The organism is Haloactinospora alba, from assembly GCF_006717075.1.
Classification (GTDB): Bacteria; Actinomycetota; Actinomycetes; order Streptosporangiales; family Streptosporangiaceae; genus Haloactinospora; species Haloactinospora alba.
This window is the reverse complement of sequence record NZ_VFQC01000001.1, coordinates 305643-325960: the sequence shown is the minus strand read 5'-3', so window position 1 is coordinate 325960 and position 20318 is coordinate 305643. Positions and strand designations below refer to the sequence as shown.

At 70.8% G+C, this 20318-nt stretch carries 14 protein-coding genes; 5 read left to right on the top strand and 9 right to left on the bottom strand.

Going from position 1 to position 20318, the window contains the following annotated elements:
- Positions 1-26 precede the first annotated feature (26 nt).
- Entirely contained in the window at positions 27-1376 is a 1350-nt protein-coding gene (locus FHX37_RS01525) for a phosphomannomutase/phosphoglucomutase (protein ID WP_141921685.1), read from the bottom strand.
- A 262-nt stretch (positions 1377-1638) separates the two neighbouring features.
- Positions 1639-2037, bottom strand: coding sequence for a DUF3499 domain-containing protein (locus FHX37_RS01520; protein WP_141921684.1), 399 nt, complete (start codon positions 2035-2037; stop codon positions 1639-1641).
- 196 nt (positions 2038-2233) lie between these two features.
- Here FHX37_RS01520 and FHX37_RS01515 point away from each other — a divergent pair, with 196 nt between their 5' ends.
- Positions 2234-2629, top strand: coding sequence for a metallopeptidase family protein (locus FHX37_RS01515; RefSeq protein WP_211351872.1), 396 nt, complete (start codon positions 2234-2236; stop codon positions 2627-2629).
- 18 nt (positions 2630-2647) lie between these two features.
- Here FHX37_RS01515 and FHX37_RS01510 read toward each other — a convergent pair whose 3' ends face one another.
- From FHX37_RS01510 to FHX37_RS01495, 4 genes are all read right to left on the bottom strand, one after another.
- On the bottom strand, positions 2648-4078 hold the full coding sequence (locus tag FHX37_RS01510; protein WP_141921683.1) for a DUF5719 family protein: 1431 nt from the start codon (positions 4076-4078) through the stop codon (positions 2648-2650).
- Positions 4075-7269, bottom strand: coding sequence for a glycosyltransferase family 2 protein (locus FHX37_RS01505; RefSeq protein ID WP_246062001.1), 3195 nt, complete (start codon positions 7267-7269; stop codon positions 4075-4077). The genes FHX37_RS01510 and FHX37_RS01505 overlap by 4 nt, the downstream gene beginning before the upstream one ends.
- A 170-nt stretch (positions 7270-7439) precedes the next feature.
- Positions 7440-7727, bottom strand: a complete 288-nt coding sequence (locus tag FHX37_RS01500; RefSeq protein WP_141921681.1) for a WhiB family transcriptional regulator — start codon at positions 7725-7727, stop codon at positions 7440-7442.
- A gap of 277 nt (positions 7728-8004) precedes the next feature.
- The gene (locus FHX37_RS01495) at positions 8005-9429 is read right to left on the bottom strand and encodes a mediator complex subunit 15 domain-containing protein (RefSeq protein WP_141921680.1); all 1425 of its coding nucleotides are present in this window, start codon (positions 9427-9429) and stop codon (positions 8005-8007) included.
- 539 nt (positions 9430-9968) lie between these two features.
- On the opposite strand from FHX37_RS01495, the gene cofD reads away from it, so the two are divergent.
- The 4 genes from cofD to FHX37_RS01475 all read left to right on the top strand — a co-directional run bounded on the left by cofD (position 9969) and on the right by FHX37_RS01475 (position 15310).
- Positions 9969-10946, top strand: a complete 978-nt coding sequence (gene cofD, locus FHX37_RS01490; RefSeq protein ID WP_141921679.1) for a 2-phospho-L-lactate transferase — start codon at positions 9969-9971, stop codon at positions 10944-10946.
- Positions 10943-12220: a coenzyme F420-0:L-glutamate ligase gene (locus FHX37_RS01485; RefSeq protein ID WP_141921678.1), complete on the top strand. Its 1278-nt coding sequence runs from the start codon at positions 10943-10945 to the stop codon at positions 12218-12220. The genes cofD and FHX37_RS01485 overlap by 4 nt, the downstream gene beginning before the upstream one ends.
- Before the next feature lie 186 nt (positions 12221-12406).
- The gene (locus FHX37_RS01480; protein WP_141921677.1) at positions 12407-13990 is read left to right on the top strand and encodes a Na+/H+ antiporter; all 1584 of its coding nucleotides are present in this window, start codon (positions 12407-12409) and stop codon (positions 13988-13990) included.
- Positions 13991-14305: 315 nt separating this feature from the next.
- The gene (locus FHX37_RS01475) at positions 14306-15310 is read left to right on the top strand and encodes a chitinase (RefSeq protein WP_141921676.1); all 1005 of its coding nucleotides are present in this window, start codon (positions 14306-14308) and stop codon (positions 15308-15310) included.
- Positions 15311-15385: 75 nt separating this feature from the next.
- Here the strand turns inward: FHX37_RS01475 and FHX37_RS01470 are convergent, their stop codons facing one another.
- The 3 genes from FHX37_RS01470 to FHX37_RS01460 all read right to left on the bottom strand — a co-directional run bounded on the left by FHX37_RS01470 (position 15386) and on the right by FHX37_RS01460 (position 20064).
- Positions 15386-17998, bottom strand: coding sequence for a bifunctional FO biosynthesis protein CofGH (locus FHX37_RS01470; protein ID WP_141921675.1), 2613 nt, complete (start codon positions 17996-17998; stop codon positions 15386-15388).
- Between the two features lie 63 nt (positions 17999-18061).
- Positions 18062-19255, bottom strand: coding sequence for a glycosyltransferase family 4 protein (locus FHX37_RS01465; RefSeq protein ID WP_141921674.1), 1194 nt, complete (start codon positions 19253-19255; stop codon positions 18062-18064).
- A complete protein-coding gene (locus FHX37_RS01460) occupies positions 19252-20064 on the bottom strand; it encodes a hypothetical protein (protein ID WP_141921673.1) in 813 nt (270 codons plus the stop codon). The genes FHX37_RS01465 and FHX37_RS01460 overlap by 4 nt, the downstream gene beginning before the upstream one ends.
- Positions 20065-20318: the final 254 nt, after the last annotated feature.

The window sequence follows — 20318 nt, the reverse complement described above, 5'->3', positions numbered from 1 at the left end:
CGCGTGCGGGTGGGTACGGCGGCGCGTCAGGCGCGGACGATGGCGAGCACCTCGTCGCGGAGAGCGGCCATGGCGGCCGGGTCGTTGCCCTCCACGTTGAGCCGCAGCAGCGGTTCGGTGTTGGAGGGGCGCAGGTTGAACCACCCGCCGCCGGTGAACAGTACGGTCAGCCCGTCCATGTCGTCGATGGTGACATCGTCGCGTCCAGCATAGGCGCGACGCACCGCCGCCATGCGCTCCTCCTGGTCGGCGACCTCGGAGTTGATCTCGCCCGAGGCCGGGTAGCGGGAGTACTCCGCCGTGATGCGCGACAGGGGACCGCCCTCCTCCCCCAGCGCACGCAGCACGTGCATCGCGGCCAGCATGCCGGTGTCGGCGCGCCAGAACTCCCGGAAGTAGTAGTGCGCCGAGTGCTCCCCGCCGAAGATCGCCCCCGTCTCGGCCATGGCGGCCTTGATGAACGAGTGGCCGACCCGGGTGCGTTCCGGTTTCCCGCCGTGTTCCCGGACGATCTCCGGTACCGCCGCGGAGGTGATCAGGTTGTGGATCACGGTCGCCCCTGGTTCCCGCGCCAGTTCCCGTACCGCCACGAGCGCCGTGACGGCGGAGGGCGGGACGGGCTCACCGCGCTCGTCCACGACGAAACACCGGTCGGCGTCGCCGTCGAACGCCAGACCGATGTCCGCGCCGCTCTCGCGCACGGCATGCTGCAGGTCGACCAGGTTGTCCGGGTTTATGGGGTCGGCCGGGTGGTTGGGGAACGTGCCGTCGAGGTCGAAGAACAGGGGCACGATCCGCAGGGGGAGGTCGCCCAGTACGGCCGGGACGGTGTGTCCGGCCATGCCGTTCCCGGCGTCCACCGCGACGGTGAGGGGGCGGATCCCGGAGAGGTCCACCAGGGAACGCAGGTGAGCGGCGTACTCGGAGAGCATGTCGCGCTCCGTGACCGTCCCGCGCGCCACGTCCGCGGCGGGCACCCCCTGCTCCGCGAGTCGGCGCACCTCCTCGAGGCCGGTCTCGGCGCCCATCGGGGCGGCGCCGGCGTGGCACAGTTTGATGCCGTTGTACTGCGCCGGGTTGTGGCTCGCGGTGAACATCGCGCCCGGGACGCCGAGGTGTCCGGAAGCGAAGTACATCAGGTCGGTGGAGCCGAGTCCGGCGGACACGACGTCCGTTCCCTGGCTGGCCGCGCCGTCGGCGAAAGCGGCGGCGAGGTCGGGCGAGGACGGGCGCATGTCACGGGCGAGGACGATGCTGGGCGCGGCGGTGACCCGGGCGAAGGCCGCGCCGATGGCGTGCGCGGTGTCGGGGTCGAGCGTGTCCGGGACCACGCCGCGGATGTCGTACGCCTTGAAGATCTGGCCGAGGTCGCGCACAGCTCCTCCGGATCTCGCGTTGTGCGTGAACGGAAGCGGGACGGCACCCGCCCGCCACCAACCTACCCCACCGGGTGTGCCGGTTACGGAACGCGTCCACACCTGTGGTCCGCGACCCGTTCGAGGGTGCCGTTCGTGCGGGCGCCGCGCTGGCGAGGCCGCGGGGAGAGACGGAGTGGCTCCCCCGCCGGCTGACGGGAACGCCGCCGGCACGGCGGCGCGCCGGCGCCGCACGGTGGGGCAAACGTCCGAAAAACAGGACCTATCCCTCTCCCGGCGGCGCGGAGCCGGCGTGGCCCTCCCTGCCGGGTTCGGACTTGACCACACGCAGGTGGCCGCGGCGGTTGGTCTCCACTCCCTGGCCGACCCGGTTGGGCCCCTCGGGCGGGCGTGCCGCCTCACGGACGGCGTCGGCGAGCGCCTCCAGGTCGTCGCTGCCCGGGCCACCGGGGTCGTCGCTCTCCGCGGGCAGCCGCACGACCTCCCAGCCGCGGGGGGCGGTGAGGCGTTCGGCGTGCGTCGAGCACAGGTCGTAGCAATGCGGCTCCACATAGGCCGCGAGGGGACCGAGCACCGCGGTGGAATCGGCATAGACATAGGTGAGCGTGAACATTGCCGGTTGCCGGCACGCGGTGCGCGAGCAGCGTCGTCCATGGCTCACGGCCTCCGACCATATTCGTTCTCCGGCCCGCCACGCCAGCACCCCCGCACCGTGTCACCGGCCACCGTCCGGGCCCCCGCGCGGCAGGCGCCATGATTCCGCCGCGAACTGCCACGCGGGGGCTGCGTCACGGCCGCGGATGACATACTCTCGAAGCGTGCGACGAATGCACCTTCCTAGGGCGCGAGCCGACCGGATGCGGCGTAGGGACCGCCGGGGGCGCGGTATGCGCGGCCCGTTGGCGCCGCCGGGGCTGCCGATATCCCGCAGCCGGGCCCAGATCTTCGACGACCTCGTTCTGGACGCTGTCGAACGGCTGGAGCGGGTATGGGCGCGAGAGCTCGCCAACGTGGAGTTTCTGGTCGAGGACGTCCCCCGCGTTCTACTCGGTTCCTCAGTGGAGGACGGGATCCCGTTCTCCCGGTTGGACCGGACCGGCCCCGGGCGGGCCAGGATCACGGTGTACCGCAGGCCGGTGGAGATCCGGACGAGGGAACCCGAGGAGATGGCGTACCTGGTGTACGACGCTGTCGTGGAGGAGGTCGCCAACCTGCTGGGGTTGGAGCCGGAGGCCATCGACCCGGAGTCCTGACCCCCGGCTCCGGCCGGGTCAGGGCACCACGCTGACGAGGGTGTCCTGCGCCGCGGGAAGGGACACCCGCGTGGGGTGGGGCTCCACGGGCCGGGCCGCGGTGGCCCGGTCGTCTCCCGAGCCCTGGGTGAGGACCCTGCCGGTGTGGACCGGTCCGGAGTCGCCGGTGGTGGCGACGAGGGTGGCCTGCGCCCCTTCGGGGTCGTCCGTGGTTACCGCCTCGGTGTGACCGTCGGCGATGTCCACGGTGCGTGCCTCCCCCTCGGTCCCGTCCTCCAGCAGCGGGGTGAGCCGCACGGTGGCGGGGCCGGAGACGGCGCCGAACAGCAGGGAGCTGTCGGTTCCGTCGGGTCCGGCGGGCAGGAGCGCGGCGTTGTCCAGCGAGTCCCCCAACGGGTCGGCCGCCGCGGTGTAGGCCGTGTCGTCCCCGCCGGCGCGGCTCATCGCGAGTCCGGCCACGATCGGCTGGTCGGCCTCCACGGTCACGGTGGCGGGTTCCTCCTGAAGCGGGCCGCCCAGGCTCAGGGTGGCCGAGGCGGCCGGGGGGACGTTCAGTTCCCGCGAGGCGTCCTGGTCGGCCTCACCGTCAGGGGTGTAGGCCCGCACGCGCACCGTGGCCGGGGTGTCCTCCGGGGTGGCGACCAGGAGGTGGCGTTTCCCCTCCCCGCTGGGCACCGCCGGGACCACCTGACGCTCGGACGGGGCGTTCGCGGGGGGCACCCAGTCCGTGCCCGAGGTGGAGCGCCGCGCCAGCAGGGACGGTGCCACCCGGCCCGTCTGGGTACGTACGTGCACCGCGACGGCGTCCGTGGTTTCCAGCAGCCCGGTCAGGTCCACCTCGGCCGATCCGTGCGCGTCCACCGGGACTCCGCGGGTGTCGGTGGAGAAGGCGGGGCCGTCGGTGGTGTACAGGTCGACGTTGGCGGTGGCGGCGCTGCCGTCCACGTTCGCCAGGAACAGGCGGAGCTCCTCCAGTTGCTCCCCGCCGGGAGCGGTGAACCAGGTGCTGATCCCGGGTTCGGCGCAGCTGACCTCGGTGGCCTGTTCGTCCTCGCCCAGGGTGGTGTGGGTGGCCTCCATGCCGGCGGCCATCGCCCCCTCGGCGCTGACGACCGTGTGCCGTTCGGGGTCGCCGGCCTCTCCCCGCCACACCTCTCCCGGGGTGTCGAGGGTCGCCGCCGGTTCCGCGTCGGGGTTGTTCCCCGCGACGGACAGGGAGCCGCCGTCGCGGTCGGTGGGGACGGCGGCAGCGGCGATCTCGCCGCTGTCCCCGTCCTCGTGCCGCGGTGGGCACACCCGCAGAGCCGAGTCCACCGGGGCCGCCACCGGGTCCTCCTCCCGCCCCGCCGCGCTGAGGGGGTGTGTCACCGTGGCGATGCCGAACAGCGCCGCCAGCGCCAGCACGACCGCGCCGAACAGCGCGAACCTGTTGTCAACGAGTGTTCTCACTGGCGGTCCCCTTTCCTCCGGGCGCCTCTTCCGCGGCGTCCGCGTTCCGCGGTGCGGCCGCCGGACGCCGCGCGGCGGGCCCGGCGCGGCCGGCGCGGTCGTGGTGTCTCGCGTTCCTGCTCCTCCTGCTGGCGGATCTCCTCCTCCGTGCGCATCCCGGGCAGGGCGAGCACGGCGACGGTGGCGAACAGGGCCCCCTGCACGAGGAGCCAGAGCGACCGCTCGGTGTCGTCGTGGGACAGTTCCAACCTGCCGCCGGAGGCCGGCAGGTCGAACGTGCGCATACCGGAACTGGTGGCGCCCGGCTCCAGCTCGCGGCCGTCCAGGGTGGCGGTCCACCCGTCGGCCGCGGGTTCGGCCAGGATCAGGGTGCGGTCGCCACTGCCGTCCGGGACCTTGGCCGTCCCCTCCCCCGGGCCGGTCTCCAGCACCCGGGGATCGCCGTCGCCGGTGACACGCAGCCGCCCCGCGGGGTCGTCGGTCCGCCACAGCCCGAACTCGTCGGTGAGCATCATGCGGGAGAGCCCGGGAACGCCGTCCATGGTGTCGACCATGGTGACGTCGGCGTCGGTACCGATGTCGGGGCGCGGGAGGAGGACGAAACCGATTCCGACGTCGGTGAGCCTCTCCGCCCCGTCGCCGCCCACGCCGGCGGAGAGTTCGGACACCGCCGTGTCCAGGGCCTTCCCCGCTTCCTCGTCGGCGGGGATCTGTTCCTCTCCCAGGCGGGGCTCGCGGCCGCGCAGCACGCTGTAACGCACGGTGTCGTCCGGGGAGGGCGACAGGACCAGGGTGCGCGGCTGTGTCCCGTCGTCGCTGAGCGAGGGGAGGAAGCCGGGGATCGCGGCGGGGGCGTCACCGTCCAGGGTCTGCGCCCCCTCGACCGTCCACACCACAGCGGCGGAGACGGGGGTGCTGAGCGCGAGGAGCGCGGCGACGGCGGCGAAAACGCGTCGGATCCCGCCCCGCTGCCACAGGACCCCGAAGGAGTGGGCGGCTATGGCGGCGGCCAGCAGCAGCGCCGCCGCGGAGAACGCCAGCGCGACCCCGGGCCAGGGTGGGGCGGCGGGACCACCGTAGGGGGGCGCCACCGGTAGGCGGGTCATGGCGACGGCGACGAGCAGCCCGAACAGTGCCATGGCCCAGCCGGTGGCGACCAGCATCCTGCGGCGCAGCAGCACCAGGGCGCAGAGTGCCGCTCCGAGGAATCCGGCGGTGACCCAGAGGGGTGGGCTGCCCGGGCCGCCCGGGGAGAGCAGCAGCAGCGCCTCGGGACTGGCCGGGGGGTCCGACAGTTCGGGCCGGTGCAGTCCCGCTTCCAGCAACCACATGGAGGGGTGGGTGAACAGTTCCAGCGACCAGGGCAGCAGCAGGACGGGTGCCGTCCCGAGCGCGATACCGACGCTGACGTGGAGTCTGCGGCCGAGGTGGCCGAAGGCGGTCACCACGAGCAGCCCGGCCACGAGCGCGAACAGCCACACCAGGGGGACGAAGGCGGTGGCGACGGCGAGGAGCAGCGCGAGCGCCCAGGCCGCGCGCCGGGACTGGCGCGGGGGCAGTGTCAGGAGCTGGTTGGCGAGGATGCCGAGCACCGGAAGCAGGGCGTGCACGAGGGCGGTGCCCAACCGGCCCTGCGCGACGGCTCCGGTCGCCATCGGCAGGAGGGCGTAGGAACCGGCCATCCACAACTGGGCGGGGCGGAAGCTCAGGATGCGTCGGGCCAGGAGGTAGGCGGTCAGCCCCGCGAGGGGGACGGAACCCACCAGGATGACGGTGACCGCCAGCCACGTCTTGCCCAGGGCCAGGGTGGACAGCAGCGCCAGCAGGCCGACGTAGGGCGGTGCTGCCGCCCCGGAGCCGACGCCCACGTCGTGCCAGCCCGCCAGGTAGGTGGCCCACAGGTCGAACGCGTCGCCCTGGACCGGTGGGAGGGCGCCGCCGGCGAGGTGGTCGCCCAGTAGTAGGGACCGTTGCGCGACGAGGGTGACGAGGGTCAGTCCGGCGACGAGCAGCACTCCGGGGCGGGACAGCAGGCGGCGCAGCGGCCCCTGCTCGTAGTGCAGCGGATCGTCGTCCTCGGACTCCGGAGGGAGGGTGACCGCCTGGTGGCGTCCCGGAGTGTCCACGGCGCGGGAACCGGACAGCACGTTGTAGATCAGGTCGACGAACTGCCGGACCGCCACGCCGCGGGCCAGGAAGGGGCGGATGGCGCTGTAGGTGCGGCGGCGGGTGCGTCTGCGGCGCAGGCGGGCGGAGATCAGGCGCCCGGGGCGGGCGTAGCTGGAGGCGATCGCGGCCGCTTCGTCCAGGGCGTTGCCGGGTTGCTTCCCCACGGTGTAGATCAGCACCCGCAGCAGGGAGGTGAACGCGTTGCGGACGAACGCGCCCGCCATCGCTCCGGGGGGAAGGTTCGCCAGCAGCACGAACAGCGCGTTGCGGCGGTCGAGCCTGCGCGGGTGGCCGTTGGCCGCCCCGAGGTCGCGGCGGCGGCGCGCGGTGGCTTCGGCGTGGTAGGCGACGGCTTCCGGGACGATCCGGGTGCGGTAGCCGGCGGCTCCGGCGCGCCAGCAGAAGTCGATGTCGTCGCGGAACAGCGGGAGCCGCGGGTCGAACCCTTCCAGTTCGTCCCACACATCCCGCCGTACGAGCATTCCCGCGCTGGAGACGGCGAGGACCTGGCCCAGGCCGTCGTGCTGGCCGTGGTCGAACTCCCGGGCCTCCAGGCCGGTCTCGCGCCGGCCGGCACCGTCGATGGTCACCCCGACCTCCACCAGGAGGCGCCGGTCGAACCAGTCCCGGAGCTTGGGGCCGAGCACGGCCGCGCGCGGGTCGTCGTCGGCCGCGGCCAGCAGGTGGTGCAACGCGTCCGGGTCGGGGGCACAGTCGTCGTGCAGGAGCCACACCCACTCGGTGGTGCCGGAGGGCGGGGCCGCCTCGCGCAGCCTCGGAACGTCGAGGGCGGCTCGGACGGCCTCGCCGAAACCGGTGTTCGCGGGCAGGGCGGTGCGGGCGTCCGCGGCGATGTGGTCGGCGAGGATCCGGCCGCTGTGGTCACTGCTGCCGGTGTCGGCTCCGGCGACGCGCTCTACCGGGCGCGACTGGCCACGGACGGCGTCCAGGGTCTCGGGGAGCCAGCGGGCACCGTCGTGGGCGACGATGACAGCGGTGACGCTGTGCGAGTCGGAGTCCATGGGTAACACGGGTGAGGGTCGGCTTTCGGGTGTCGTGTGTCGGGCAGCGGTGCAGGTGTCCCGGTGTCCGGGTATCCGGGTGCCGCCAGGGGATCACCATACGCCACACGGCCACGACAAACGTGTGCCCCGGGCAGTAGGCCCAGGGCACACGACCGACGCTGGAAGGATCACAACATGTCGGCGAGGAATTCGAAATCCTGTCCGGATGCTTTCTTCAGTCGACGGCGTTCACGTTCGGAGAGTCCCCCCCATATACCGAAGCGTTCATCGTGCTCCAGTGCGTATTCCAGACACTCCGCTCGTACCTCGCAGGACTGACAGACCTTCTTCGCCTCTCGGGTCGAGCCGCCCTTCTCGGGGAAGAACGCCTCCGGATCTGTCTGCGCGCACAAGGCACGTTCTTGCCAGCCCAGATCTTCGTCTGCGCCGTGCGCTAGCGGGATGACCTCCCTCATGCGCACCTCCTATTGCCCCCCTAGATGTCCCCTCCCTTCAAGCCCCCGGGAGGGGTGAATCACACCTTGAATTACACGCGCGCGTCTCGCTATACGTCAAGCGCGGTGCGTGGTAATCCCCTGAATATCACGTAACGAACGTTTAGCGGTGTTCCCACCACGCTCTTTCAGTGGATTACCACGCAATTATCCCCGCGGCACGCGTGTCATGGAGGCGGTGCGCAGCGTCCTGCCCGGAGGCTAGCGGACCAGCTGCGTTTCCCGGGCTGCGGACGCTCTACTGCCCGCCGTGTCCTTGGTCACGGTACTGGGGGTTATCCGCCGGGTGCTGTTCTTCGGGGCCGAAGAATTGGTCCAGAGGGGTTTCCGCCCGGTTCTCCGAACCATTCTCATACTGCCCGGTTTGCCACCCGTGTTGGGAAGTGCCGTTCCCGACATCCGCGGGATTCTGCGGAGGGTACTGGGAAGGGTCGTAGACGGGCTGTCCGCCTGTGGTCGCGGTGGGGTTGCCCTGGGCGGCGTAGCCACCGGACTCGGACTGCGCCGGGGAGCCGGCGTAGGGGGGATTCGCGGACTGCCAGTCCTGGCCGTAGGCCTGCTGACCCCCGCTGGGTTCGTAGCCGTACTGGAAGCCCTGCTGGCCGCCGCTCTGCTGGTACTGGACCCCGCTCTGCTGGTACTGCGCCCAGGGGTCCTGCTGCGGCCACTGCTGACCGTAACCACCCTGACCCGGATCCACATACGTCTGCTCATTCGGATCCGCGTACCCCTGCTGATAACTCTGCTGAGCACCGCTCTGCTGGTACTGCGCCCACGGATCCTGCTGCCCGGCATAGCCCTGCTGGCCACCGGTCGGCGAATAACCCGCCTGGAACCCCTGCTGGCCACCACTCTGCTGGTACTGCGCCCAGGGGGCCTGCTGCGGCCACTGCTGACCGTAACCACCCTGACCCGGATCCACATACGTCTGCTCATTCGGATCCGCGTACCCCTGCTGATAACTCTGCTGAGCACCGCTCTGCTGGTACTGCGCCCACGGATCCTGCTGCGGCCACTGCTGGGCCGGGTCCGCGTACCCCTGCTGGGCCGGGTCCCCGAACGACTGGCCGACCCACTCCTGCTGCCCGGCGAAACCCTGCTGGGCTCCGGTGGCGGGGGCGGGCTGCTGACCGAACGGCTGCTGCGCTCCGGTCTGCGGGGGGAAGGTCTGCGGCGCTCCGGGCTGGCCCATCGCGGGGTTCATCTGCTGCGGGGGTTCGGCACGGGGCACCAGCGAGCGGTCCCCCAGCACCTGCAGCAGGAACACGCCCACGATGACGGCGAACGCGAGTTGGCCGCCGTGGGCGAACACGGAGCTGAACCCTGCGGCGGCCACCTGGTTGGTGTCCGCGCCCCAAACGAACGCCATGACCAGGGTTGTCAGCGCCAGAAGCGCGGACACCGCTGCCAGGATCATGGATATCAGCACCACCGGGAAGTTCGCGCCGCTCTTCCGGGGCGCTGTGACGACCAGCAGCGCCGCCACGGCCAGCATCCCGACAAGGACCGGGTTGAAGAAGAACGTCGCCCCGTATTCGTAGAAATTCTGTGACACCGACGAGGCACCCGTGATGCCGGTGTCCACCCCGAACACGCGGATGAGACCACCGAGCATCTGCGCGCCTACAGCGCTGAGCAGGACCCAAGCGGCCGGCACCCGCATCCGATTGACTGTTTCATTATTCAAAAGAGGTTTCCCTCCGCTGCTTCGCTATCGCATCAGTGGAAGCTTTGCATGTGGTGGCGTGCTCTCCGCCGGGAAAAGCGACGGCTCCGACCGCGCCGGTGCGGCGTCTCGGTGGATCCCCGCCTCCGCGCCGACTGCCCCACTATAAGATCCGGCATCGGCTCTGTTCCTACCGCGAACTGCTACACACCTCCCGCGCCGCGGGGTCGCACCTCGGTTACACAGGGGACGCGTACTTCCCGGGCTTCCCGTACGGCGGGCCTTCGGCGCAGCGACCCGGAACGGCGCTCCAGCGCCGCCCGCCACCGGAACGTCGCTCCTTCGACACCGGCACTCCGTCACACGTTCGGGGATACCGGAATCGCCGTTCTCTCCATCCTCCCGCGCCGTCCACCGGCACGCGGGTACGAACAGGATTCTCCCGCGCCGGAGGCCGGGGGGCGATCCGGGGGTCCGCGTTACACATCACAGGTGTGTGGCAGGACACGCCCGCCCAGAGTGCCAGACTTGGCCCTATGCGGATAGTCGTACCAGCCGGCGGTATCGGAGGCGCCCGTTTCCTGCGCGGCCTCAAGGAGGCGCTCGGGGTCACGGGGGACGGTGACGCCACGGAAGAACACACCATCACCGTCATCGGGAACACCGGTGACGACATCACTCTCTTCGGCCTGCGGATCTGTCCCGACCTGGACACCGTGATGTACACCCTCGGTGGCGGGATCAACGAGGCGCAGGGGTGGGGGCGCGCCGAGGAGACGTTCACGGTCAAGGAGGAACTCGCCGCCTACGGTATGCATCCCACCTGGTTCGGGCTGGGTGACCGGGACACCGCCACGCACATCGTGCGCAACCAGATGATGGCGGCGGGCTACCCCCTCTCCCAGGTCACCGAAGCGCTGTGCGACCGGTGGCGTCCGGGGGTGCGGCTCCTCCCGATGACCGACGACCCGGTGGAGACGCACGTCGTGGTCGAGGACGAGCAGGGGCGGCGGGCCATGCACTTCCAGGAGTGGTGGATCCGCCACCGCGCGGCGCTTCCCGCCAGCGACATCATCGGGATCGGTGCCGACAGCGCCACCCCCGCTCCCGGGGTGCTGGAGGCCATCCGGGAGGCCGACGCGGTACTGCTCCCACCGTCCAACCCGGTGGTCAGTATCGGCAGCATCCTCGGCGTGTCCGGGATCCGCGAGGCGTTGGAGGACGCCACCGTCGTCGGGGTCTCCCCCATCATCGGCGGCGCCCCGGTGCGCGGCATGGCCGACGTGTGCCTCTCCGCGATCGGGGTGGAGACCAGCGCCCAGGCGGTCGCGCAGCACTACGGCCCCCGGCTGTTGGACGGGTGGCTCGTGGACGAGGCGGACGCCGCCAGCACACGGGTGGACGGCATCACCACCCGTTCCCGGCCCCTGTACATGGACTCCCCGGAGGCCACCGCCGCGATCGCGCGCGAGGCCCTGGACCTCGCCTCGGAGCTGAAAGGCGGCGACCAGTGACCGGACTGCAGGTGTACGGGGTCCCGGACCTACCGGAGTTCCACCCCGGTGACGACCTGGTGGAACCGATCGCCTCCCGCGCGCAGCTGAACGACGGCGACGTCCTCGTCGTGGCGTCGAAGATCGTCAGCAAGGCCGAGGGGCGGCTGTACCGGATGGGCCGGGAGGAGGCGATCGACGCCGAGACCCAGCGGGTCGTGGCCCGCAAGGGCGACGCGCGCATCGTCCAGACCCGCAACGGCCTGGTGATGGCGGCCGCCGGGGTCGACGCCTCCAACGTCGAGCCCGGGAAGGTACTGCTGCTGCCCGAGGACCCGGACGCCTCGGCGCGCCGGTTGCGGGACGGGCTGCGCGAACGGCTCGGCGTCCGCCTCGCCGTGGTCATCACGGACACGTTCGGCCGCCCCTGGCGCATCGGACAGACCGATATCGCCATCGGCGCCGCCGGGATCGACGCGGTGGACGACCTGCGTGGCACGACGGACACGCGCGGCGTCGTGCTGGAGAACACGATGAACGCCGTCGCCGACGAGGTCGCCGCGGCGGGGGAACTCGTCAAGGGGAAGGCGACCGGAACGCCGGTGGCCGTGGTGCGCGGGCTGGAGCACCTGGTGACCCGGCACGACGGGGACGGGGCGGCGGCCCTGGTCCGGCCCGCAGACGAGGACCTGTTCCGCTACGGTTCCCGCGACGTCGTGCCCGCGCGCCGCACGATCCGCGAGTTCAGCGGCGACCCGGTGGACCCGGCCGCCGTGCGCCGGGCGGTTTCCGCCGCGGTCACGGCTCCCGCGCCGCACCACACCACACCGTGGCGGTTCGTCCTGGTGGGGTCCGAGGAGACACGCACCCGGCTGCTGGACGAGATGCGCCAGGCCTGGATAGCCGACCTGCGCGGTGACGGGTTCAGCGAGGAGTCCGTCGCGAGACGCGTCAAACGCGGCGACGTGCTGCGCCAGGCACCGTACCTCGTCGTGCCGTTCCTGGTCGCCGACGGCGCCCACCCGTACCCGGACGAGCGCAGGGCCACGGCGGAACGGTCCATGTTCCTGGTCGCCATGGGCGCGGGTGTGCAGAACCTGCTCGTGGGGCTGGCGATGGAGGGGCTGGGTTCGGCGTGGGTCTCCTCGACCCTGTTCTGCCCCGAGGTCGTCCGCCGGGTGCTGGAGGTGCCCGACGAGTGGCAGCCCATGGGAACGGTGGCGGTGGGCCATCCCGCCGCTCCCCCGAAGGACCGGCCCCCGCGCGATCCGGAGTCGTTCGTCGCGGTGCGCTGATCCCGTTCCCTCCTCCCCGCGGCCGCTGCCGCGGGGAACTTACGGGGGCGTGCCGGCGGGGAACGGGGCCGGTGGTGGCGGCGCTGCGCGCTTGGCACCGCCACCACTCGCTGGAAACCTCGGAACGGGAGCGGAAGTGAGCTGGCCGCGGCGCGGCGCTGCGGCCAGCACCGGGAGGTGCCGCTGGTGTCCGAGGAGAGTTACGTCCTCGTTGGTCTGGTGATCGTACTCGTCGTACTGGCGGGACGGCTGCTGGCGGGCCGACTGCGGATGCCGGACGCGATCGTTCTGGTCGGGCTCGGGTTCGCGGTGAGCTACCTGCCGGGGATGCGCGAGATCCGCGTGGCTCCGGAGATCGTCCTGCTGGTCTTCCTGCCCGCGCTGATCTACAACGCCGCCTTCTTCTCCGCGCCCCGGGAGATGCGCAGCGAGGCCCGGCCGATCATCGCGCTCGCTGTCGGTATGACACTGGTGAGCGCGTTCGCGATCGCCGGGGTCACCTGGCTGCTGCTTCCCGGAACCAGCTGGGCCGCCGCGGTGGCGCTGGGAGCTGCCATCGCCCCCACGGACGCGGTCTCCGCCTCGGCCGTACTGAAACGCGTCGGCGCGCCGAACCGGGTGGTGACGATCCTCGAGGGGGAGAGTCTCATCAACGACGGGGTCGCGTTGACACTGTTCGGGCTCGCGGTGACCGCGATGTCCACCCCGTTGACCTTCGGCGACGGGCTCCGGGAGCTGCTCACCGTGGTGGTGGGCGGTCTGGCCTACGGGGCCGTGGTGGCGCTGGCGGTGGCGTGGCTGCGCAAACGGTTGTACGACAGCAACGCGCAGCTGGTCGTGTCCCTGGTGACACCGTTCGTCGCCTACATCCCCGCGGAGACGGTGGGGTTCTCCGGCGTACTCGCCGCGGTGGTCGCGGGGTTCTACCTGGGGACCCGGGGAGAGGGACTGCTGCCGCCCCGGGTACGGGTCACCGGGCACACCGTGTGGCGCGGGCTGGTCATGCTCCTGGAGTCGACACTGTTCGTCCTGCTGGGACTGCAGCTGCACGAGGTCCTGGTGGGGATCGGCGGGGTTCCTCCGGTGCGGCTGGTGGGGATCGCCGTCGCCGTGATCGTGGTTACCGTCCTGGTCCGCCTGGGGTGGCAGGTCGCGGTGTCGCCGGTGATGCGGTACCTGCCCGGGCCGCTGCGACTGGACCCGGGGAGGCTGCGGGACCGGGTCATCATCGGGTGGAGCGGACTGCGCGGGGCAATATCGCTGGCCATGGCCCTGTCCCTGCCGTTCACCGTGAACGGGGAGGAGTTCACGGACCGCAGCGTGCTGGTCTTCCTCGCCGCGGCCGTGGTCCTGGCGACCCTGCTCGGCCAGGGGATGACGCTCCCGCTGGTGCTGCGCAGGATGGGAGTGCACCAGGAGGGCAGCAGCCGGGTGGAGTACGCGAGGGCGGAGGTCGCGATCAGCCGCGCCGCCCTGGCGCGCATCGACGAGCTCCTGGCCAGCGGCCAGACGGGTGAGCAGGTCGCGGAAACGTACCGGCGGTTCTACACGCTGCGGGTCAAACAGTCCCGGAGCGTGCTGGACGCCGACGAACGGGGCGGTTCCCCGCCGCCCGAGGCGCACGGGACCGCGTTCCTGAGGCACGAGATCTCCGCGGCCGAGCGGGAGGCTCTGCTCCAGCTGTACCGCGACGGCGAGATCGGCCACGAGGTGTTCCAGACCGTGGGCCACGAGCTGGACCTCGCCGAGCCCCCGCGCCGGAAGCACTGACACGTCGCCGTCGCGCGGCGGGAGAGCGCCCGAGGCGCGGCGGACCGCCCGGGATGGCACCGTCCCCGCGAGCTGGCCCAAAGGCGGGTCACGGAGAGCACGGGGCGCTCAACCGCCGGCCCCGCCCCGCAGGGCCCCATGGTCGAACATTCCGTGGCGCATGTGACGCGTGTGGAAGCTGGGGCAGCACGGCCGCCCCTAACATGAAACTTTCTTTCCGATTCTATTGACCTGAACGCGGAATGACTCTTAGGTTTCTTAACAATTTATTGGCTCGCCGGCTCCCCCGCCGGCCGCGACCAAGGAGCATCCCCCATGCACCGTTCGTTCCGGAACCGAGCCACCCGACTCCTCCCCGCTCTCGCCCTGCTGGCGGCGGGCGCGCTCGCGACGGCACCCGCCGCCCAGGCCCAGGAGAGCACCCCCGTGGAAACAGCGGACAGCCAGTGGCTGACCGGCTACTGGCACAACTTCGACAACGGCTCCACCACGATGCCGCTGAGTGACGTCCCCGAGGAGTACAACCTCGTCGCCGTCGCGTTCGCCGAGAGCACCCCGGACACACCGGGCGGCATCACGTTCGACCTCGCCAGTGACGAGCTCGGCGGCTACACCGAGCAGCAGTTCAAGGACGACATCGCCGACATCCAGGACCAAGGCCGCAAGGTGATCCTGTCGGTGGGTGGCGAGAAGGGCCACGTGAACGTGACCAACGCCACCGAGGCCGCCAACTTCGCCGACTCGGCGCACGACCTGATGCGGGAGTACGGCTTCGACGGGGTCGACATCGACCTGGAGCACGGCATCAACGCGCGCTACATGGAGGACGCGCTGCGTTCCCTGGTGGGCCAGGCCGGCTCCGAGCCGATCATCACGATGGCGCCGCAGACCATCGACTTCCAGGCGCCGAGTTACGAGTACTACCAACTCGCCGAGGGGATCTCCGACATCCTCACCATCATCAACATGCAGTACTACAACTCCGGGTCGATGATGGGCTGCGACAACAACGTCTACTCCCAGGGCAGCGTGGACTTCCTCACCGCCCAGGCCTGCATCCAGCTGGAGATGGACCTCGACCCCAGCCAGGTCGGGCTGGGACTGCCCGCCACCCCCTCCGCCGCCGGCGGCGGACACCAGCCCACCGACAACGTCATCCGGGCACTGGACTGCCTGGAACGCGGTGAGAACTGCGCCTCCTTCAGCCCCGACACTGCCTACGGGCAGATCGGAGGGGCGATGACGTGGTCGGTCAACTGGGATGCGACCAACAACAACGAGTTCGCCACCGCCCTCGGCCAGCGGCTCAACACCACCTGAGCCCTCCGGTCCGCCGGTCGCGGACGGGGCCCCACAACCCGTCCGCGACCGGCCCTCCCCGCCCCGGCCGGCGGGTCACACCACGGGAAGCTGCGGGCGCCGCACGCTGGCGGCCACCCCGTCGTGTGCCTCGGCGATCTCCCGGCGCTCCGGGGGGACATCCCCGTACAGCGTCGTGCGCTGCCGCACCGGGCGCCCGGTGGGTTCCACCAGGGCGCGGATGTCACTGATCGTCTTGAACGAGCCGTGGTCGGAACCCGCCATCCGGCTGATCGTCTCCTCCATCAGCGTGCCGCCGACGTCGTTGACACCGCCGTTCAACAGCTCGCGGCACGTGTCCTCGGCGAGCTTCACCCACGAGCACTGGATGTTGTCGATGGAACCGTGCAGCAGCAACCGCGCCAGGGCGTGCACGGCCCGGTTCTCCCGCACGGTGGGTCCGGTCCGCGCCAGCCCGGCCAGGTAGATCGGGGAGTTGGTGTGCACGAACGGCAGCAGCACGAACTCGGTGAAACCGGGACGGCCGTTGCGTTCCAGGGAGCGCTGCTGCAGCGAACGCAGCAGCTTGATGTGGGACACCCAGTGTTCGGGCGTGTCCACATGGCCGTACATCATCGTCGACGTGGTGGGCATACCGAGGTCGTGGGCGGTCGTCACCACGTCGATCCACTCGGAGGCGGGGAGTTTGCCCTTCGTGAGCACCCAGCGGACGTCGTCGTCGAGGATCTCCGCCGCCGTTCCGGGGATGGAGTCGAGCCCGGCCTCCCGGGCGCGTTCCAGCCACGACCGCACTGACATGTTCGTCCGGGAGGCGCCGTTGACCACCTCCATCGGACTGAACGCGTGCACGTGCATGTCGGGGACGCGTTCCTTCACTGCGCTGGCGATGTCGAAGTAGGCGCTGCCGGGCAGGTCCGGGTGGATACCGCCCTGCATGCACACCTCGCCCGCGCCGGTTTCCCACGCCTCCTCCGCGCGGTCGGCCACCTGGTCCAGGGAGAGCGTGTAGGCGTCCGCGTCCGTCCGGCGCTGGGCGAAGGCGCAGAACCGGCACCCCGTGTAGCAGACGTTGGTGAAGTTGATGTTGCGCGTGACGACGAACGTCACGTCGTCTCCCACCGCGTCGCGCCGCACCCGGTCCGCGAGGTTGGTGAGTTCCTCCAGCTCCGGCCCGTGCGCGTACAGCAGCGCCAGTGACTCCTCGTCCGTCAGCCCCGCCGGGTCCCGCTCGGCGCTGCGCAACGCGTCCCGGACCTCGGGGTCGAACCGGCGCGGGGCACCCTGGCCGAGTTCGGGGCGGGGAACCCGCTCCCGCAGCTGCTCCCAGTCGCCGTAGACCGCGTCGAAGTCCCCGCGCCGGTCGGCACTGCGCCCCTGTGTGTCGATACTGGTGTGCAGGTCCGTGCGGCCGGCGGAGGTGAGGTGGGCCTCCGGTTCCTGCCACGGCAGTCCGCGCACCTCGGCGTCGGCGCGGGCCAATCCCGTGTCCGGGTCGGCCAGTGCCGCCACGTGGCCGGAGACGCGCGGGTCCAGCCACGGTTCCCCCTGGAGCACGTAGTGGGGGTAGGCGGTGAGGCGCTCGCACAGCTCGAAACCGGACTCGGCCGTGCGCGCCGTGAGCTCCTCGATCTGCGGCCAGGGGCGCTCCGGGTTGACATGGTCCGGAGTGAGCGGGGAGACCCCGCCCCAGTCGTCGATACCGGCACGCAGCATCAGCGCGTACTCGTCTCCGACCAGGTTCGGCGGTGCCTGGACGCGCATCCGCGCCCCCATGACCAGACGGGTGACGGCGATCGTCGCGGCGAGCTCGTCCAGCTCGGCGTCCGGGCGGTGCATCATCGCGGTGTCGGGTTTGGCGCGGAAGTTCTGCACGATCACTTCCTGGACACCGCCGTACTCCCGGGCGACGCGGCGCATCGTGAATATGGTGTCGGCGCGCTCGGCGACGGTCTCGCCGATACCGATGAGGATGCCGGTCGTGAAGGGGACGCTGGTCCGGCCGGCGTCCTCCAGAACCCGCACCCGCACCTCGGGGTCCTTGTCGGGGCTGCCGTAGTGGGGCTGGCCGCGTTCGGTGAACAGCCGCTTGGAGGTGGTCTCCAGCATCATCCCCATCGACGGGGCGACGGGTTTGAGCCGTTGGAAGTCCGACCAGCTCAGCACACCGGGGTTGAGGTGGGGAAGCAGACCCGTCTCCTCCAGGACCCGGATCGCCATGGCCCGCACGTAGGACAGGGTGTCGTCGTAGCCGTACTCGTTCAGCCACTGCCGCGCCTGGTCCCAGCGCTCCTCCGGGCGGTCGCCGAGGGTGAACAGGGCCTCCTTGCACCCCATGGCGGCGCCCTCCCGCGCGATCTCCACCACCTCGTCGGGGGTGAGGAAGGGGGAGTCCACGTGGCCGGGGACGGTCGCGAACGTGCAGTAGTGGCAGCGGTCCCGGCACAACCGCGTCAGCGGGATGAAGACCTTCCGGCTGTAGGTGACGACGCCGGGACGACCCGCCGCCTGCAGGCCGGCGTCCCGTACTCGTCCGGCATAGCGCAGCAGCGCCTCGAGGTTGTCTCCCCGGGCGTGCAGGAGGGTTTCGGCTTCGCTCTGGTCCAGGGTCTTTCCGTCGCGGGCCCGGGCGAGGGCGCGGCGGAGTGCTGTCGGGGCGGGTTCGGGGTTTCCGGCTGTGGCACCACTCATGGCCGGCAGCCTACGCTTCCGCCTCCGCGGCGTCGTTACCGGACCGTGCGGAGTGTCGGGGACTCAGGCCGCCTGCACCCGCCGCCCGTGCTTCTCGGACAGGCGTTGCGCGAAGAACTCCTCCCAACGGGAGGCGACCTGCGCGGAACCGTAGGCCTCCGAGGAGCGCAGCGCCTCCTCGCCCATCCGCCGACGCTCCGCCGGGTTCTCCACCAGCCGCAGCAGCCCGTCGGACAGGGCGGTCACGTCCTGGTGACGCACCAGCAGACCGTTGTGTTCGTGCCGGATGATCTCGCGCGGCCCGTGCGGACAGTCGAAGCTCACGGCGGGAATCCCCACGGAGAAGCCCTCGATGATCGTCATCCCGAAACCTTCGAGGCGGGAGCTGACCGCGAGGATGGATGCCTTGGCGAGTTCCCCGGTGATGTCCGCGGTCCGGTCCATCAGCGTGACCTGGTTACTCAACCCCAGTTCGGCGATCTTCCGCTGGACCTTCGTGTCCTTGTCGTTGTCCTTTCCCCCGCCGTAGATCCGCAGCCGCCACTCCGGATTCCGCCGGGCGACGGGCGCGAAGGCCTCCACCAGCCGGGGGTACTGTTTGACGGCCGTGATCCGGCCCGCTGCCACGATGATCGGGTTGTCGTGGTGGGAGCGGGGATAGGCCCCGTCGGGAAGCAGGTTGGGGATGGTCCGGACCCATGCTGGATCTCCGGCGAAGAAGTCCTGGTACGACTCCCGGTCGGTGTCGGTGAGTACGGAGATCCCGTCCAGGTGCGGGTAGTGCTCACCGATCGCCTCACGCACGTCCCCGGTGTGCTTGTCCAGGTGAACGTGCTCCTGGCCGATCGTCAGCAGCCGCGACGGGGCCCACCTGGCCAGCATGACGTTGATCCCCGGGCGGGTCCCCATGACGACGTCGGCGTCGGTGGAGCGGAGGTAGGAGCGGAAGGCGTGGGCCCTGTCCGCGTCCAGCATCGGTTTCTTCTCCTCCTCCGAGGGAGGAACGATCCCGCCGTAGCGGCGCTGGCGCCAGCGTCCCAGCCAGGTCGTTGTGGACTGCGACGGCGGGTTCCCGTAGGACGAGAGAGGGCGCAGCGTGACCCCGTCGGGGACGGCGAAGAACGGTTCCTCCCGGTACTTGCCGATACTGGCGATCTCCACCTCGTGCTTCTTCGCCAGGGCGGATGCCAGGTTGAAGACCGTACGGATCGTTCCGCCCATTCCGTAGGCGTTCGCCAGGACGATCGCGATTTTCACGGCGACTTCGCCTCCGTAGCCAGCAGCGAGAACGTGTCATCGACTGTGTAGTAGGGGCGGATCCGGACGTTTCCTCCGGCGGGAGTGACCGTGGGGTAGAGCACTTTCCTCTTCTTCGCGGGAACGCCATCCGCGTGGGTCGCGAGACGGAGTTCCCGCTCGTCCCCGGGAAAACGCAACCACAGGTCCCACTCGTTGCGTTTCCGCTCCGGATCGTGCGCCTCCAGCAGCGGCTTCAACGGGATCTCGCAGTGGAACTGGCCCGAGTCGATCTCGGCCGGCGCGCTCGCCGTTCCGGAACGCTCGCGTTGACGCGCGACGATCTCGGCCCCGACACTCCCCGGAGGCCGCTCGGTGTAGGCCAGCCTCCCGGAGACGGTGACCGTGTCCGTACCGCTGTCCACCCACCCGACCTCGGCGTAGGCGGCGACGGTAGACACCTGCAACAACAGCGCACCGTCGGGGGAACGCAGCGCCTGCAGTTTCCGCTGGCGGGGCTGCCCGAGGTACTCCATGTTGCGCGCGAGACTGAAACAGCAGTCCCGCGTACCCACGGGGGTGTCACCACCGCCCTCGGGGTCCGTGTACAGCACCTCCCAGACGCCGTCCTCGAGCGGTAGCTCTCCCACCTCGACCCGGATGTCCCGGCTCGAGGTGTGTACACCGGGAGCCCGGACACGTGTCCGCGGCTCCTCGGTCCGCCGCAGCGTCAGGACCTCCTCGGATCCCTCCGCCCGGTCCCGCTGATCGTCGGCGAGACACAGTTCCAGGACGTCCCCGCAGTCGACCCGGCTCTTTTCCGCCTGCATGCTCTCCTCCAATGTCCGAAACCTCGCGACCGGGCGGAGCTGTGCCTCACTGGGCGGTTCCGTCCGGCCACGGCCGGAGCCGTCCCAGCGGCAGGGGAAACAGGTGCGTCGCCGACTGGAACGGGGCCAGGCACACAGAAAGCGTACACAAGAAAAACTAAGAATTCGTTAAGACAACACTCATCCCTGGGAAACAGGCCCCCAGGAATCCGCATTCCAGGGGCGCCGCGGCGCCTCACCCGTCACCCCGCGCC